Raw genomic sequence first — 15224 nt, 5'->3', positions numbered from 1 at the left:
GACTGTAGCGGTGTGCGGGCGCGCGGTGCGGATGACGCTGGGAGCGTAGCGCACCAGAAAGTGCCTACTTCCCGTTCGAGCGTCACTCTCCGATAGTGAGATCCATGAATTCACAACGTCTTTCGGTGCCCGACGCGATTCGTGCCCGGCGCACGGTCCGCCACTACCGTCCGGATCCCGTGCCGGCGGCGCTGCTGGAGGAGCTGCTCGAGCTGGCCGTCGAGGCGCCGAGTGCCTGGAACATGCAGGATCGCTCGATCGTCGTCGTCACCGGCGAAACGGGCCGGGAGGGCCTGTCGTGGGCGGCCGGTGGCCAGCCGCAGCCGGCGGAGGCTCCGGTGTGCCTGGTCTTCGTCGCCGAGCCCGAAGCGTGGCGGGAGGACCACGCCGACGTCGCGGAGCGGGCGGCGGACGCCGGTGCCTGGAACGCGGAGTTCGCGGCGATGTTCGATTCCCGGGCCGAGTTCCATCATCTGGCCGAGCGGGGCCTGCTGCGGGAGAACGCGGTCAAGAACGCGATGATCTCGGCCACGTACGTCATGCTCGCCGCGGCGAGCATGGGCCTGGCGAGCGCGCCGATGAACGGCTGGGACCCGGCCAAGGTCAAGAAGGTGGTCGGCCTCGGCGACCGCGACGACCTGGCGATCGCGGTGCTGGTGACGATCGGCTACCCGGCCGGCCCGGTCCCGCACCCCGGCCGCCGTCCCGTGGCGCGCAACGTCTTCTTCGAGCAGTACCCGAACGGGGGGGGAAGCCGCATGACTCGAGCGACCGACCGGTGAGGCGGAAGAACTGACGATCGAGCCCGTCTCCGGACGGGACGATGAGGTCTGCGATGGGGGAGCAGATGATGCGGGGCGGGTGGGACCTTGCGGTCGAACGCTATGTTACGGAAACAGGTGCCGGGGAAATCGTGCGTGGCGTGCCGCATCCGGCGCTGCGGCACGGTGTCGCCGGATACGTCGGCTACCGGACGGTGGCCCGCGCGCCGGTCCGGCGCCGGCTGTTCCCGCGTGGGGTGGTGACGATCCTGTTCGATTGGGAGTCCCCGGCACGACGTCCGCCGGGTGGTGGGCCGGTTCGCCGGGGTCTGGTGGTCCCGGTCAGTGGCCTTCACGACCGGGTCGTGGAGTTCGACCAATGGGGCCGGCACGGCGGTGTCGCGGTCGGGTTGACTCCGCCGGCCGCGCACGCGCTGCTCGGCATCGGCCTGGCGGAGCTGTCGAACGTCCGGGCCGATCTCGGTGATCTCCTGCCCGGGACGGTCGTGGCCTCGATAGCCGAGCAGCTTGCCGAAACGTCCGGCTGGAGCGGGCGGTTCGCGCTGGTCGATGAGTTCCTCCTCACCGCGTTGGGCTCGCGGCTACCCGAGGGGGACACGGTGGTCCGGTCATGGAGCCGGCTGGCGGACACTCGCGGCCGGCTCCCGATCGCCGCGCTCGCCGCCGAATCCGGTATCACCACGCGGCAGCTGGAGCAGCGGTTCCTCCGGCAGGTTGGGCTGTCCCCGAAGCTGGCGGCCCGGATCCTCCGGTTCGAGCACGCGGTCACGTGGTTGGTCCGGGACGCCACTGTGCCCATGGCACGGATCGCTCATGAGTGCGGGTATTCCGACCAAGCGCACTTCACCCGGGACGTCCGGTCGCTGGCCCGGACCACACCCACCGGACTGCGGGCGATCCTGCGAACCCGGGTCGGGAACACGCTTTCTTCCGGGACAGGGCCAGGACAGAGCGGTCTCGCGTCGTAGCAGTAGTACGCCTGCTTCCGCAGGTTCGTATTCGTGCAAGACTCGTCCGCTGAGCGACATTACGGTCCAGAGCGTGAATCGAATCGATCGGCGGACGGTGCTCCGGGGCATGGTGGCTCTCACCGCGGTGATGACCACGGCGGAACCGGCGCAGGCCCAGCCCGCCGCGGCGATGGCCATGAGCGTGGGCACCTTGGATGTCACTCCACAGACGAATCCCTGGATGGGCGGCTACGGTTGGGTGCCCCGTGGCAATGCCGCCCACGTCGTGGCGAGAAAGCTGCGCGCGCATTGCGCGGTGATCTACGACAACGGCGTCCCCAACATCCTGCTGCGGGTCGATGTCGTCAGCATTCCGCGCAGCGTCCACCAGCGTATCCGCAGCGGTGTCCTGGAAGCCGGGCTCGTCGACTCCAGCTCCGACTTCCTGCTGGCCGCCAGCCACACGCACTCCGGGCCGCTGGTCGGTGATCGGCCCGACCCCGGAGTGCTGCTCGACCTCGCCCCGGCCGACGCCCAGGTGGTCGCGGACTACACCGACCTGTACGTCGATGCACTGGTCGATCTGGTGCGCCGCACCAGGGCCGCGGCCGCGACTGCGGTGAGCCTGCACTACGCGGAAGGACAGGCGGACATCGCCACCAACCGGGACGGCCTGCCGTACCTGCTGCCCACCGTCCCGGTCCTGCTGGCCAGAAGGATCGACAACGGAAACCCCTTCGCCGTGTTGTTCGGTCACGCCTGTCATCCGGTGTGCCGGGGCAACGACACCGTCTACGACAGTGACCATTGCGGATACGCGTCGGAGGCTGTGGAACGCGCACTCGGGGTGCCTGCCTTGTTCTTCCAGGGCACCGCCGGTGACCTCAACCCGGCGACCCTGGGCAGCGACTCCGCCGTCGCCGGCAACGGATCCAAGCTGGCCAATGCGGTGCTCGACGTGGTGCAGCGCGGTACCTTCCAGCCGGTGGCCGGCCCGATCGGCACGACCCTGACGGAGATCCAGCTGCCGATGACGGTCGACACCAGCGACCCGGCCGCCCGGGCCCAGCTGCGGGCGAGGTACCAGTACCGGGTGGACAACATCAGCCCGACGACCGACAACGCGGTGGACGCGGCAGCCCGGCGGCACGCCGAGCTGATCATCGGGCAGATCGACGCCGGTAGCGTGCCCACCTCGGTGCCGATGCCGATCCAGTGCTGGAAACTGGGCGGCCTGACCATCCTGGCGCTGGGCAACGAGGTGCTCAGCGGCTACGACATCGGGTTGCACCGGCTCGGCGTGTCTCCGCTGTGGGTGATGGCCTACGCCAACGAGGTCAATTGCTACGTGCCATCCGACGAGGTCTCGTGGGCCGGGCTCGACCGCAACAACGGGTACGAAGCAGGCTGGAACACCTGGTGGGACGGAGACGAGTACATCGCCGGCGTGGGCACCAGCATGATCGCCTACGACTGGCCCGCGCCGCTGCGCTCCTCGCCGCCCGGCACACAACCGGCCAGCCCGGACAGCACCGAGGGCATCCTGATGGCCGCCTGCCGTTCGGTGCTAGGCGCATGACCACCATCGGCCGACGAGGGGGCAAGGAGAGCAGAGTGAAAACGACAGCGCGCGCCACCGCCGGAGTGGACGCCGACGACTTCGTGGACATCACCGATGGTGGTGACCTGCAGAACTGGGTGTTCAGCGCGAGCGTCGGCACCTTCGTCGGCCACGAGGTCGGCCCCCGTTGGGCTGACACGCGCATCGGCTGAGCGATGGCTGCCGCAACCGACTCGACGTCATCGCCGCCGAGACCGGCCAAGCTGGTCAACGGGCCACCCTTGAGGCACCTCGCCGACCGGGTAAGGTTCCACCTTCTCGGCCCGGTCGAAGTGGTGGCCGGAGGTCGCCCGGTCAGGATCGGCGGCCCCAAGCCGCAGGCGCTCCTGGCCGCCTTGCTGACTACTCCCGGCCGCTCGGTCGAGATGGACCACCTGGTGGATGCCGTCTGGGGAGATCACCCCGCCGGCTCGGCCCGCGCCATGGTGCAGACCTATGTCTCCGCCATCCGAGTTGCGCTGGCCGCCGCCGGGGCGGGCGATGTGCTGACCCGCCAGGGATCCGGATACCGGATCTCGGTCGACGACGTGGAGATCGACCAGCACGAGTTCGCGGATACTGTCGTCGCTGCGCGAGCCGCCCTCGATGCGGGTGAGCACCGGCGGGCCGCAGCCGGCCTGCGTGGCGGACTGTCACTGTGGCGTGGGGCCGCCTTCGGCGGCCTCGGTGCCGGACGTTTGCTCGCCGAGGCCCACCGGCTGGACGAGCTGCGGCTCACCGCCATCGAGCTTCGTGTCACCGCGGACCTCGCAGGGGGCGAGCACGAGGCGCTCATCCCGGAACTGCAGCACCTGGTGGCTGATCACCCGTTCCGGGAACGGTTCTGGCGATCGTTGATGGTCGCGTTGCATCGGGCGAACCGACGCGCCGACGCCATGGCGGCCTTCAGCCGGGTCCGCGACTTGCTGGCCAACGAGCTGGGTGTCGGCCCTGGCGCGGAGCTGCGGCAGACGTACCAGGAGATCCTGGAGGATGACGTGCGCCTGCTCGCCGAGACGCGCTCTGCCGCCAACGTCGCGGTGCTGCCCCGGCAGTTGCCTGCCGACGCTCCGGCCTTCACCGGCCGGGCGAGCGAGATCGCCCGGACCATCCGACGGCTGCATGCGGACGGCCTGGCGCCCGTGGTCATCGCCGGCCCACCGGGAATCGGCAAGACCGCCCTGGCCGTGCGGGTGGCGCACCTGATACGGCAGCAGTTCCCTGACGGTCAGCTGTTCGTGGACCTGCGCGGCTACGGCCCCGGACAGCCACTGGACACCGCGGAGGCACTGTCCTGGCTGCTGGGATCGCTGGGTGTCGCGCCGTCGCGCATCCCCGGCTCCGCCGATGAACGAGCGTTGCTGTACCGATCGCTCGTGGCCGATCGCCGAATCCTCGTCGTAGTGGACGACGCCGCACATGCTGATCAAGTTCGTCCTCTGCTGCCCGGCAGCGCCTCCTGCGCCATCATCGTCACCAGCAGGCACAGCCTGCGCGGACTGGCCGCCCGCGAGGAAGCGACAGTCCTGACTTTGGAGCCCCTGCCCGCGGCCGAGTCCCTTCAGTTACTTCGCGGCGTGGTGGGGACCAGGGCCGTGAACGCCGATCCCGCCGCCGCGGCACGGCTGGCGGATCGCTGTGGGCACTGGCCACTCGCCCTGCGGATTGCCGCCGCGCAAGTGTGCGCCCGGCCCAACCCGGACATCGCCGCCTACCTGGCCGAGCTGACCGGTTCGTCGCGGCTCGACACCCTCGCCGTGGCCGACGACGACCGAGCGGCGATGCGGGCGGCCTTCGACTCCTCGTACGCTGCTCTGCGGCCGGAGGACCAGGAGCTATTCCGCCGGCTTGGACAGCTGCCGTCGCCAGATGTCGGCGGCCCGCAGGTCGCGGCGTTGACCGACGGCGCAGCGGCTGATGTACGAAGCGGTCTCGAGCGCTTGGCCGCGGCGAGTCTGCTGAAACACGCCGGCGCCGGCTGTTACCGCCTGCATGAACTGTTGCGTGCCTACGCCGCGGACCTGGCGGAGCGAAACACTGCCACGGCCGACGGCAGCCGGAGCGAGTGCGCAGTTCTGCGTTTCCCGGGCACCGCACTGGCCGCCGTCGCCACGCCGCAACCGTGCACGCGGTAGCGACCCTCGGGGCTCGCTCACCACCAGTCGGTGCACTCCACGCCGTTCGTGCCGATCGAGGCGCACCCCCGGAACCGGATGTTCGGGTCGGGGCTGGTCGGGTAGGCGGCGGTGGTGACCGGTTCGTTCTCGGCGGTCATTTTCCGGAACGGCCCGCACTGCAGCCAGCTCTGGCCGCCATCGAAGGTGACGTCCATCCACACCTCGTCGATGTAGGGCTCGGTCCAGCCCTCGATCTTGGCCCAGCCCCGGTCCCGGTCGCCGACATTGCCATGCTGCACGGTGAGCTCGACCGGCCGCCAGGCCGGGGTGTCGTAGTCGCTGACTCGCTTGCTGCGCACAACGGTGCCGGAGAGGTAGTCCGAGATGTCCACGAATCCGTTGACACCCCCGGCGCAGTCGGACTCGGCGGCCTCCGCAATGGCGGGGCTGACGACGAAACCACCGCCGATGACCGCAGAGGCCGCGACGACAGTCAGCAAGCGCCTGAACGTTTTCATGAAGATTCCTTTCGCCCGGCAGTGACCTTCGCACCCTATGAGCGACGCCTCCGAATTCACTTCAAGCCCCTGGACCGCTGTTGGAGAGAATTTGGAGCGCCCGGAACTAACGTCAGTACGTTCCGCAGGAAGGGCAAAGGGGAAATGAGATGAGATTCTGGGCAAGATTTGCCCTGTGCGTACTGACCGGCGTGACCATCACCTCGACAGCGGTACCGTCGGCATTCGCCGCGCCCGCCGACCCTGACGGCAGGCACCAGCCGGGCACCACCGCCGCCAAACCGCCGCCACCGCGACACCCGTCATCAGTCGAGCCGGCCCACCGTGACCAGACACTCGGCAAAGGCTGGCAGCAGTCCGGCGACCGGATGTGGACCACGAGCAGCGACGCGACCGGCTTCCACGTCCTCGTCGCGGAAGCGTCGACCGGATACCAATGGCGTACCGCGGCCACGCTGTCAGAAGACGGCATCGACACCGAGCAGTGGATCGGCAACGCCTGCCTGACCGCGTCCGGCAAACGGGTCGTCGTGGTGTATGCGCCACGGGCGTTCACCAACCAACAGGCGCTTTTCGACCGCGGCGGGTTCACCGCCGTCGTCGACCTCACCTCGGGTGTGGTGCGCAAACTGCCGGTGCGGACCAGTCTCGCGTACTTCAACCCGGGGTGCGGGAACGGCGAGAACGCCGTGCTCACCCAGGCCGCCGACGAAGACCTCGGCAAGACCGGCCTGCTGACGCTCGACGCCGAAACCGGTGCACTCGGCAAGCGCATCGAGGTGCCCGGCCAGCTGACCTCCGCGGTGCCGACCAAGGACGGCATCGTCGCGGCCGACAAGGACGCGGTCGTGCACGTCGAGCCCGGCGGCCGTCGAACCGTGCTCGCCGACACCGCCGGCGTCCCGTTCCGGCTGTCGGCCGACAGCGCCGGCGGCGTGGTGTTCATGGACCGCGACCGGGATCCGGCCACCGTGCGGGTCCGGCGAGCCGCGTCAGTCAGCGTCCGCAAGGCCGCGACCACGACTCTTGCGGCCGGCAAGCCGAGTGAGGTGGGACTCAGCTCTGGCGCGGGCAACAAGGTGTTCGTCACCGGCCGGCCGGGCCGGGTGTCGAGCCTGCCGGCGATGGTCGGCCGGGTCGAGGCGCCCGCACAGAGCGCGGTGTCGACCCTCGGCGAGGCAGTGGTCACCAAGGTCGAATACGTGGATCCGCAAGGTGCGTTCACCCCGGCGGACCCGAACGCCAAGCGCCTCGACCTGACCGCGAAGAGCACCAAGACCGGCACCACGATGCAGTTCACTGTCGATCCGGGCGATGCCCTCACGCCGCGTTCGCAACCCGATGACCCGGGCAGGTCCTGTTCGGTACCGCGCAACGACCCGAAAACCCAGGTGTACCAGCCGAAGCCCAAGCAGGTGGAGTGGGCTGCCGACATGGCCGTCAAGAACCACCTGTACTGGAGCAGGCCGGCGAACTGGAAGTCGAACGGCCTCCCGGGCTACTCGCCACAGGACATGTTCCCGCCGGTCGCCCTGCACAACACGGCCAACGGCCAGGTGCCCGCGCAGGTCCTGCTCGGCATCCTCGGGCAGGAGTCGAACCTGTGGCAGGCCAGCCGGCACGTGCTGCCGGGCGAGACCGGGAACCCGCTGGTCGGTAACTACTACGGCACCTCGTCATTCGACGGCTGGGACATCCACTTCGAGAACGCGGACTGCGGTTACGGTGTCTCGCAGCTGACCGACGGGATGCGTCTGGCGGGTCACGAGAAGCTCAACGAGACGGCCTTGCCGTGGACCATGCAGAAAGCGGTCGCGACCGACTATGCGGCGAACGTAGCGGCCGGTCTGCAGCTGCTGGAGAAGAAGTGGAACGAGGTCCAGGACGCCGGCATCACGTTGAACAACAACGACCCCGCCAAGCCTGAGAACTGGTTCTACGCTGTCTGGGCGTACAACTCGGGATATCACCAACCCGGCGAGGACGGCTCTGCGGGCGCGTACGGCCTGGGCTGGGGCAACAACCCGGCGAACCCCCACTACCCGCCGGACCGCGAGGCATTCGGTACGGACCCGGCCGACTTCGCCCACCCGCAGCAGTGGGGCTATCCGGAGAAGGTGATGGGTTTCGGGGCGAACCCGCCGTCCGCCGTCGAGTCTCCGATCGCGCAGGTCCCGATGTTCCGGGCGGCGTGGTGGAACGGCACTCCGGACTCGTCCGGCTCCACCAACCCCGGCACCGCGACGCAGAACAAGCGGGCGGTACAGCCCCCGCCGCAGCAGTTCTGCAGTGCCGCCAATCAGTGTTATTGGGGCCAGTCGTATGTTCCCGATTACCCGGGCGACAGCGCGGGCAATGGCGATGTCCGCGGCGAGCCCGCCGGGCCGTGTTCTCACAAGAACGGCACCTACTATGACCTGAAGTGCTGGTGGCACGACTCGTCGACGTGGAAGCCGGACTGCTCCTACACGTGCGGTAACGAGTACATCCGCTACGACTATCCCGACTACCAAGCCGAACCGGGCGACGGTACTAGCTATCCGCCACATTGCGGCGTGAGTGAACTCCCGCAGGGCAGCATCGTTGTCGACGACGTCGCCGACGACGTGCCACCGGTGAGCACTACGGAGTGCTTCAAACCGAACAATGCCGGCACGTTCAGCATGACGTTCGGGACGGACAGTGCGGGCAACGAAGCGTCCAAGATCGACCTGCACCAGGAAGGCGGCGGGTTCGGCGCCCACTTCTGGTTCTCGCACACCAACAGGGATGACACGGTCGGGAACAAACTGAAGATCACCGGCACTTGGGCGTTCAGCCAGCAGGTCACCGGCTGGCACCGGCTGTTCGTCCACATTCCGGACAACGGTGCGCAGACCAGGCAGGCGAAGTACCTGATCGACCTAGGCAACGGCCAGACACGATCCCGGGTCCTGCCGCAACGCATCCAAGCCAACAAATGGGTCTCGCTGGGTACTTTCCCGTTCTCTGGAAGCCCGAAGGTGATCCTGGACAACCTCACGGCCGACGGTCGGAACGTGGAGGACGTCGCGTGGGATGCGGTGGCGATCGCGCCGGAGCAGCACAAGCCTGCCAACATCATCGTTTCGATGGGGGACTCGTACTCTTCGGGTGAAGGTGCCTCTGCGACCGGCGGGACCGACTACCTTCCCGAAACCGACATCGATGGCGCGAATGCCGGAAAGCCCGACAGTTTCTGGCGAGACGCCTGTCATCGGTCGACGAAGGCGTGGTCGCGTGTGATGACGTTGCACGATTCGGATGTCGGCGTCGGCTGGCGAGCGGATAATTTGGACCCCGATGTGGACTACCGACAGGTCGCGTGTTCGGGCGCGCGAGTCGCCAACATGTTGTCAAGCGAGCCGAACAACCCGGCGTCAGGGGGCTACGGTGAGGTGTCGCAACTGGATTCTGGTTGGATCGATGTAGACACGACACTGGTGACGCTCTCGATCGGCGGGAATGACGCCAGGTTCACTGACGTCATCGAACAGTGTATTGAGCTCGTGGGGTGTCAGGGTAGCACTTTGGATGGTGACTCCGGTCGGCTGGAAGACGTGGAGCCGGTGCTCATCGAGAACGTTGTCCGGCCTTCAGTGGAGAAGGTGCTTGCCGAAATTCACAGCAAGGCCCCGAGCGCGAAAATCGTGCTCGTCGGATATCCGAGACTGTTGTCGGGAGATGGCTATTGCATTCCGGGGATCGTGGGTGACGGTGGTGAGGCGCCGTGGCTCAACTCGATGGCAGACAAGCTGAACGAGCAACTCAACGTGGCCGTGCAGCATGTTTCGTCTTCCGGCGTTCAGATCAAGTTCGCCGACCCTACCGGCGACTTCTACGGCAAGTCCGTGTGTGGCAGTCCGGAACTGATCCACGGGATCGTTACCGACAAAACCCCGGGTGACGATCCGGACCTCCGTAAGCCGTCGGCGCAGTCCTTCCACCCGAAGATCGAGGGAGCCGCGACCTACGCGGGCGTTGTGAACAGAACGCTGCGTGACTTCGGTATCTAGCGCCGTGTCATGACGGGAGGGCGGCTGTCAGCGTGGGTAGTCGCCCTCCTATGCGTCATCGCTTGCCGCGGGTAGCCCGCCGCGACCTGGAACTGGTCCACCAGCAGAGCACGCCGCCCCCGATCACCACGGCTCCGCCCGCCGGCCACCACGGTGACCAGCCGGTACGCGGAGAGGCCGGCGGTTCCGGATCGGTGGTCAGGGCAGCCAGGGGATCGACGACGCCGAAGCCGTATCTGCTGTCCCGGCCGCCTCCGGCCGGACGACGTGCCGTGCTGGTGAGCCGGCGGGTCACGGCCGTCGCGTCGAGCTGCGGGTACTTCGCCCGCAGCAGGGCAACTGTCCCCGACACGATGGCCGCGGCGAAGCTGGTGCCGTTCTCCTGGCGCGGCACCCTGCCCTGCGGAGTGTCGGCGAGCGTGGTGATGTCGGCGCCGGGGGCTGCCAGGGCGACCTCGGGGCCCTGGACGCTGATGTCGTCCCGGAACGTGCCTGAAGCGTCCACGGCGGACACCGCGATCACGCCGGGCCGGTTGGCCGGACTGACCACCGCGGCGTCGTGCGGACGATTGCCGGCCGCCGCCACCACGACGACGTCGTGTTCTGCTGCGTAGCGCAGGCCGTCGTCGTATGCCTGCTCACTGTCGGTCCGTGCGTCTCCGCCCAGAGACAGGTTCACCACCTTGGCTCCGTGGTCGACCACCCAGTGGATTGCGTCGTCGGCGCTTTGCGCGCCGCCGGCGAGTTTTGCCGGAAGTATCACGGTCTTCGGTGCGACGCCGAGTGTTCCGGCGGATTGTCCGTGCCCGCGTCCCGCGATGAGGACGGCGACCGTCGTGCCGTGCCCCCAGTCGTCGTGAGTACCGCTGCCCAAGTCCGGAAATGCGCGGCCGGGCAGGACAGCGCCGGCAAGATCGGGGTGATCACTGTTCACGCCGGTATCGATCACCCCGACGACGACCCCGGCGCCTTCGCTGTACTGCCAGGCCTGCTCCAGATGAAGCTGCGCGAGCCAGTACTCGCCTCTCCGCACCGGATCTGCCACGCCGGTGGCGACCATGACGGCGGCCATCCCGTTTGCGGCGAGAGACAATAGCACTCGGCGAATCGGCCCTGGGCGGAATCGGTCCACTCTTCTGGATGGTAAGAACAGCGGGCCGCCACGTCTTGCACGAATGCGAAGCGCGAAGAGGTCGAGCGATGCCGAGACCGGGGTGCGCGCGTTGCCGGGCGCGACGGCCGCAGTTCCGGGTATACGACGCCCTGGGGCGTTGCGTTCGGCTCAGATTCTTCTTCCTGGTTCGACGGCCGCGACGACGTCACCCGGTTCCGCTCCGGCAGCGTCTTCGCGACGCCGTGACGGCTGGTGCCGGTCCCCTCGAGAGCACCGCGACGGCAGCTCAGCCAGCACAGCAGGGCGGTCCTCGGGATCACGTGCCAACGGGTCGGCCCGGCCATCGCGACTCCTCGTCGGTTGCCCTCTCGAAGCCGCCCCCGACGGGTGTCAGTCAAACCGGCGGGCCGTCGTCGCCCTCCTTGAGAGGCAGGGTCGCAGCGTCGCGGAGGATGTAGCGATGCGTAGGACACCGTGGCCGGGTTGCGTGTCGGCGTCGGCTAGCAGCGCGCGGCGCCGACCCTGCCGGCGGTCTCGTCCAGCTGCTGTTCGACGACCTCGGCGCCGGCGTGGTGCTGGAACAGCAATCCGACGGTCGCGGCGCCTGGCGCTCCGTGGGCGTGGGCGAGGGCGCAGGCGGTGAGGTGGTGGTCGCCGCGGCGGAGGGCGCTGGCCGCGATCAAGGTGGCCAGCCGAGCACGAGCCGCCGGCTCGGTGCTGCCGCGGTAGAGAGCCATCCACAGCTGCTCGACCCGTTGCGGGTCGAGGTCGGCGGCAGGAGAATCGGCCCGTAGACGGCGTTGTCGGCCAGCGCAGTCGTGACAGCGAAGGCCGCGACGTCATCGACGAATTCGCCGTGGCCGGCCTGGGTGGTGGCGTGGGCGACGACTCGGTGGGCCTCGTCGACGCGACGAACCATGTGCGACACGACTCGGCGGGCGAAGCGGCCCAATGCTGGCTGGCAGGGTCTCGCCGGTGTCGGTGAAGGGCAGGCCCCAAGTCGGTGTCGGCGCGTCGCCGCCCAGCTGGACCGGGGCTGCGTAGTCGAGGTCGGTCCGTGGGGCGATGACGGTGCCGAGGTGGGTGGAGGGCGGCGGTAGTCGCGTCAGGGGGCGCCGGGGGCGGGTGTGCGGGGCCCAGTAGCGGCCGATGACGGTGTGCCCGGCGGGCTGCAGGTCGGTCTCGAGCGCGGCGATCGCGGCCCGCAGCGGCAGCCGCTGCCGAGCGTGGTTTTCGGCGATCACGACGACGGCCAGGTCGGTGTCGTGGTCGGCAGGTAGGGCGGCCTGCAGGCGTTCGGCGATCTCGCGGGTACTCATGTCCTGCACCCGGGTGGCGGGGAACGCCGTGCCGGTGGGCGAGACGAGCCGTCCCCGGGGCGTCGGGCAGGGGCCGGCAGGGTGACGACATGCAGACTGTCGGTGCAGGTGCCGGGCAGGGATCGATCAGTTCGCCGGGGGTCAGGTACACGGTCACGGTCGGCGCTCCTCGGATCGGCCTCCCGGCGTGTAGGCCGTGGGAGGCGGTGGCGGCCCACGAAGGTGTGAGCCGCCACCGCCCCGAGCGCGCGTCCGACGGCGGCCCGCGTTGCCGCTCGGTGTCACCAGGTCGGCGTCAGGTCCGGGCCGCCGTCGGGGCGTGCGCTAGCGTCCGTCGGCCGCACGCGCCGGGACGCCCGCCTCCGGTTCTGTGTCCGCGGAGTCGGCAGTGTCGATCGCGGCGAGGACGTCGTCGGCGGAGGTGACCAGGCGGGCGGTGCCGTCTTGGATCAGCTGGCGGCAGCCGGCGGCGGCTGCCGAGGACACCGGACCCGGAACGGCGAGGACCTGCCGGGCGAGTTCGGCGGCCACGCGCGCGGCATGGCGGGCGCCGCTGCGCCGGCGGGCCTCGATCACGACCGTCGCGCGGGTGAACGCGGCCAACAGCCGGTGGCGCTGCAGAAATCGATGGCGGGCAGGTGGGACACCGGGCGGGTATCGGACACGATCGCACCGGCGGTGGCGATCCGCTGGAGCAGGCCGACGTGTCCGGCCGGGTAGGTACCGTCGAGACCGCACGGCATGACGGCGACGGTGGCGGCCGGGCGGTCGGTCGCGAGGGCTCCGCGGTGGGCCGCGCCGCCGATGCCGTAGGCGGCGCCGCTGAACACCGTCACATTCCGCGATGCGAGCGTGTAGGCGAATTCTGCGGCGTGGTGCTCGCCGTACTCGGTGGCGGTCCGTGCTCCGACGATCGTGACCGACCTCGTGGACGCCAGCTCGTCCAGCCGCGGCTCGCCCTGGATCCACAGGCCCAGCGGCGGCCCGCCGAGGGTGTCGTCGTCGGTGGTGAGGGTGCTCAGGCTGCCGAAGACGTCGGTCGGCCATTCGTCGTCTTCGGGGATGACGAACCGGGCACCGAGCCGGGCTGCGGCTTGCAGGCCTGCGTCGGCGCGTGTCCAGCTCACGCTGGGCCGGGCTACGCCGAGCACGTCGGTGGGTGCGGTGCGTTCGGCCAGCCGGTGGGCGGCCTCGACCGGCCCGACGTCGGTGACGTAACGGTGAAGAACCGGGCTGGTGGGTTCGATCGCGCACTGGAGGAACGCGCGAGCGCGGCGGACATCGGCGGACGCGGACATGAAACTCCTTCGGCAGAGGTGTGGATTCACGTGCTCGGGGAGTTCAGGTCTCGCTCGGGAAGCGCCGGACGCGGATCTCGTCGCCGCGGCGTTCGACGACGGTGCCGACCGGCCACGCGGCCGCGAGCCGCAGCAGTTCCGTCGCGTCGTTCGCCGCGTCGGCGCAGCTGCGGGGGTGACTTGAGCACGGAGTCCTCCTCGGTGGCCACGCCCGCGGGGTGGGCGGTGGACGCGGACTTCGCCAGCGGGTCCCGCAGGTCCGGGGCAAGCCCCCGGCCGAATTCCGCGGGCGTCCCTTGTAGACGGCGGGCTTGCCCCGGACTGCGGGTCTGCTGCACTGGTCGGCGGCTGTGCCCTGCCGCGGTCGCGCGGATGGGGAGGTCGCCGGCGGTTACTGCATCTCGTGCAGGACTCGATACTCAAAGTTATATCAAAAGTCGCCACAATTGTGGCGAATTATCGTTTCTGGGGCTCTGGTTCGAGAAGGAGATCCGCGGTGGTCCACAGGGAGTGACCACAGTGGACTCTTCTGGGGACCCTGATCCGCTCGACCTCCCGCGGTCACTGGGTTCCCGGCTCGGGGCCAGGTCGCTGGGGGAGGGCGCCTGCCCCGAGCCGAAACAATTTCATTCAGGTCGGCGTCGGCCGGCGGAATTCTGCTCGAAGAAGCCTGACCGGCCGCGGCGACGGGACTGCGCGTCAGTAGTGCACCACGCCGCGGTGGCCGCCGGCCACGCTCACCGCGTCGCCGACGATGGCCGTTGCGCGGCGGGAACTGAGGAACACGATCACGTCCGCCACTTCGGCAGCCGTGATCAGGCGGCGCAGGCTTGTCGTCGCGGCCAGGTCCGCGCGGACCCGCTCCGGCGTGGACCCGGTTTCTCGTGCCCGGGCGGCGACCAGCCCGGCCGTGCGCTCGGTCTCCACCAGGCCGGGATGCACCACCGTGACGCCGATGCCGTGCGGGCCGAGCTCGTCGGCGAGGTTGGCGGTCAGCGCGGCGACCGCGACGTTGCGGATCGTGCCGGACAGCGAGCCCGTGCGGCGGGCGTTGAGGCCGGAGACGTTGACGATCCGGCCCCAGCCCTGCGCCGCCATGTGCGGTGCGACCGCACGGGCGCACCGGAGGTAGCCCAGCACCTTCGTGTCGAAGTCCGCCTGCACGTCGCCCTCCGCCAGATCGGCGAGCGCCGCGGGAGCGGACGCGAAGGACGGCTGTGCGGCGGCGTTCACCAGCACATCGACGCCGCCCCACGCGCGCACGACCTGGTCGGCCATGGCGCGCACGGACGCGTCGTCGGTGGTGTCGGCGGGGATCGTGAGCACGTCGCCGCGGAGGGTTTCCGCCGCGGCGGCGAGCCGCTGTTCGCCGCGGGCGGCGAGGGCCACCTTCGCGCCCTCCGCCAGGAGGCCGCGGGCCACGGCGAGCCCGATTCCGCGTGAGCCGCCGGTCACGATCGCGCGGGCACCGTCGAGGTTCAGATCCATGGGC

The 15224-nt window shown here is 69.4% G+C and carries 12 protein-coding genes and 1 pseudogene; 6 read left to right on the top strand and 7 right to left on the bottom strand.

The window, feature by feature from the left end:
* The first annotated feature begins 104 nt into the window (after window positions 1-104).
* The 5 genes from BT341_RS32085 (at window position 105) to BT341_RS32070 (ending at window position 5467) form a co-directional block, all read left to right on the top strand.
* Complete coding sequence (locus BT341_RS32085; RefSeq protein ID WP_072479822.1) at window positions 105-782, top strand: nitroreductase family protein; 678 nt, start codon at window positions 105-107, stop codon at window positions 780-782.
* A gap of 140 nt (window positions 783-922) precedes the next feature.
* Complete coding sequence (locus BT341_RS32080) at window positions 923-1750, top strand: AraC family transcriptional regulator (RefSeq protein ID WP_177328950.1); 828 nt, start codon at window positions 923-925, stop codon at window positions 1748-1750.
* A 73-nt stretch (window positions 1751-1823) separates the two neighbouring features.
* Window positions 1824-3311: a hypothetical protein gene (locus BT341_RS32075; RefSeq protein WP_143168702.1), complete on the top strand. Its 1488-nt coding sequence runs from the start codon at window positions 1824-1826 to the stop codon at window positions 3309-3311.
* A gap of 35 nt (window positions 3312-3346) precedes the next feature.
* The gene (locus BT341_RS45625) at window positions 3347-3505 is read left to right on the top strand and encodes a hypothetical protein (RefSeq protein ID WP_177328949.1); all 159 of its coding nucleotides are present in this window, start codon (window positions 3347-3349) and stop codon (window positions 3503-3505) included.
* 3 nt (window positions 3506-3508) lie between these two features.
* Window positions 3509-5467 carry an AfsR/SARP family transcriptional regulator gene (locus tag BT341_RS32070; RefSeq protein WP_084743065.1) on the top strand — a complete coding sequence of 653 codons (1959 nt, stop codon included), beginning with the start codon at window positions 3509-3511 and terminating at the stop codon, window positions 5465-5467.
* A 17-nt stretch (window positions 5468-5484) separates the two neighbouring features.
* Here BT341_RS32070 and BT341_RS32065 read toward each other — a convergent pair whose 3' ends face one another.
* Entirely contained in the window at window positions 5485-5967 is a 483-nt protein-coding gene (locus BT341_RS32065; protein ID WP_072479818.1) for a hypothetical protein, read from the bottom strand.
* 191 nt (window positions 5968-6158) lie between these two features.
* Here BT341_RS32065 and BT341_RS32060 point away from each other — a divergent pair, with 191 nt between their 5' ends.
* Window positions 6159-10001, top strand: a complete 3843-nt coding sequence (locus tag BT341_RS32060; protein WP_177328948.1) for a GDSL-type esterase/lipase family protein — start codon at window positions 6159-6161, stop codon at window positions 9999-10001.
* A 55-nt stretch (window positions 10002-10056) separates the two neighbouring features.
* Here the strand turns inward: BT341_RS32060 and BT341_RS32055 are convergent, their stop codons facing one another.
* From BT341_RS32055 to BT341_RS32035, 6 genes and pseudogenes are all read right to left on the bottom strand, one after another.
* A complete protein-coding gene (locus BT341_RS32055) occupies window positions 10057-11073 on the bottom strand; it encodes a S8 family serine peptidase (protein ID WP_072479816.1) in 1017 nt (338 codons plus the stop codon).
* A gap of 542 nt (window positions 11074-11615) precedes the next feature.
* Window positions 11616-11852 (bottom strand): hypothetical protein, encoded by a 237-nt coding sequence (locus BT341_RS32050; protein WP_072479815.1) that lies wholly within the window; start codon window positions 11850-11852, stop codon window positions 11616-11618.
* Between the two features lie 102 nt (window positions 11853-11954).
* Window positions 11955-12434, bottom strand: a complete 480-nt coding sequence (locus tag BT341_RS44620; RefSeq protein ID WP_143168701.1) for a hypothetical protein — start codon at window positions 12432-12434, stop codon at window positions 11955-11957.
* A gap of 324 nt (window positions 12435-12758) precedes the next feature.
* A pseudogene (gene dprA / locus BT341_RS32040) lies at window positions 12759-13732 on the bottom strand (DNA-processing protein DprA).
* A gap of 43 nt (window positions 13733-13775) precedes the next feature.
* The gene (locus BT341_RS47965) at window positions 13776-14000 is read right to left on the bottom strand and encodes a DUF7715 family protein (RefSeq protein ID WP_425426410.1); all 225 of its coding nucleotides are present in this window, start codon (window positions 13998-14000) and stop codon (window positions 13776-13778) included.
* A gap of 431 nt (window positions 14001-14431) precedes the next feature.
* Window positions 14432-15220 (bottom strand): SDR family NAD(P)-dependent oxidoreductase, encoded by a 789-nt coding sequence (locus tag BT341_RS32035; protein ID WP_072479812.1) that lies wholly within the window; start codon window positions 15218-15220, stop codon window positions 14432-14434.
* Between the last annotated feature and the right edge of the window lie 4 nt (window positions 15221-15224).

Origin of the sequence: Amycolatopsis australiensis (assembly GCF_900119165.1) — a bacterium.
GTDB lineage: Bacteria > Actinomycetota > Actinomycetes > Mycobacteriales > Pseudonocardiaceae > Amycolatopsis > Amycolatopsis australiensis.
Note: the sequence above shows the minus strand (reverse complement) of the source record. Positions and strands in the feature narration are given on the sequence as shown.

Bases quoted from the DNA above. Each gene is read 5' to 3' on its own strand.
- BT341_RS32050 (WP_072479815.1), bottom strand. From the start codon at position 11,852: ATGGCTCTCTACCGCGGCAGCACCGAGCCGGCGGCTCGTGCTCGGCTG.
- BT341_RS32065 (WP_072479818.1), bottom strand. From the start codon at position 5,967: ATGAAAACGTTCAGGCGCTTGCTGACTGTCGTCGCGGCCTCTGCGGTC.
- BT341_RS32055 (WP_072479816.1), bottom strand. From the start codon at position 11,073: ATGGCCGCCGTCATGGTCGCCACCGGCGTGGCAGATCCGGTGCGGAGA.
- BT341_RS44620 (WP_143168701.1), bottom strand. From the start codon at position 12,434: ATGAGTACCCGCGAGATCGCCGAACGCCTGCAGGCCGCCCTACCTGCC.
- BT341_RS32035 (WP_072479812.1), bottom strand. From the start codon at position 15,220: ATGGATCTGAACCTCGACGGTGCCCGCGCGATCGTGACCGGCGGCTCA.
- BT341_RS32085 (WP_072479822.1), top strand. From the start codon at position 105: ATGAATTCACAACGTCTTTCGGTGCCCGACGCGATTCGTGCCCGGCGC.
- BT341_RS32070 (WP_084743065.1), top strand. From the start codon at position 3,509: ATGGCTGCCGCAACCGACTCGACGTCATCGCCGCCGAGACCGGCCAAG.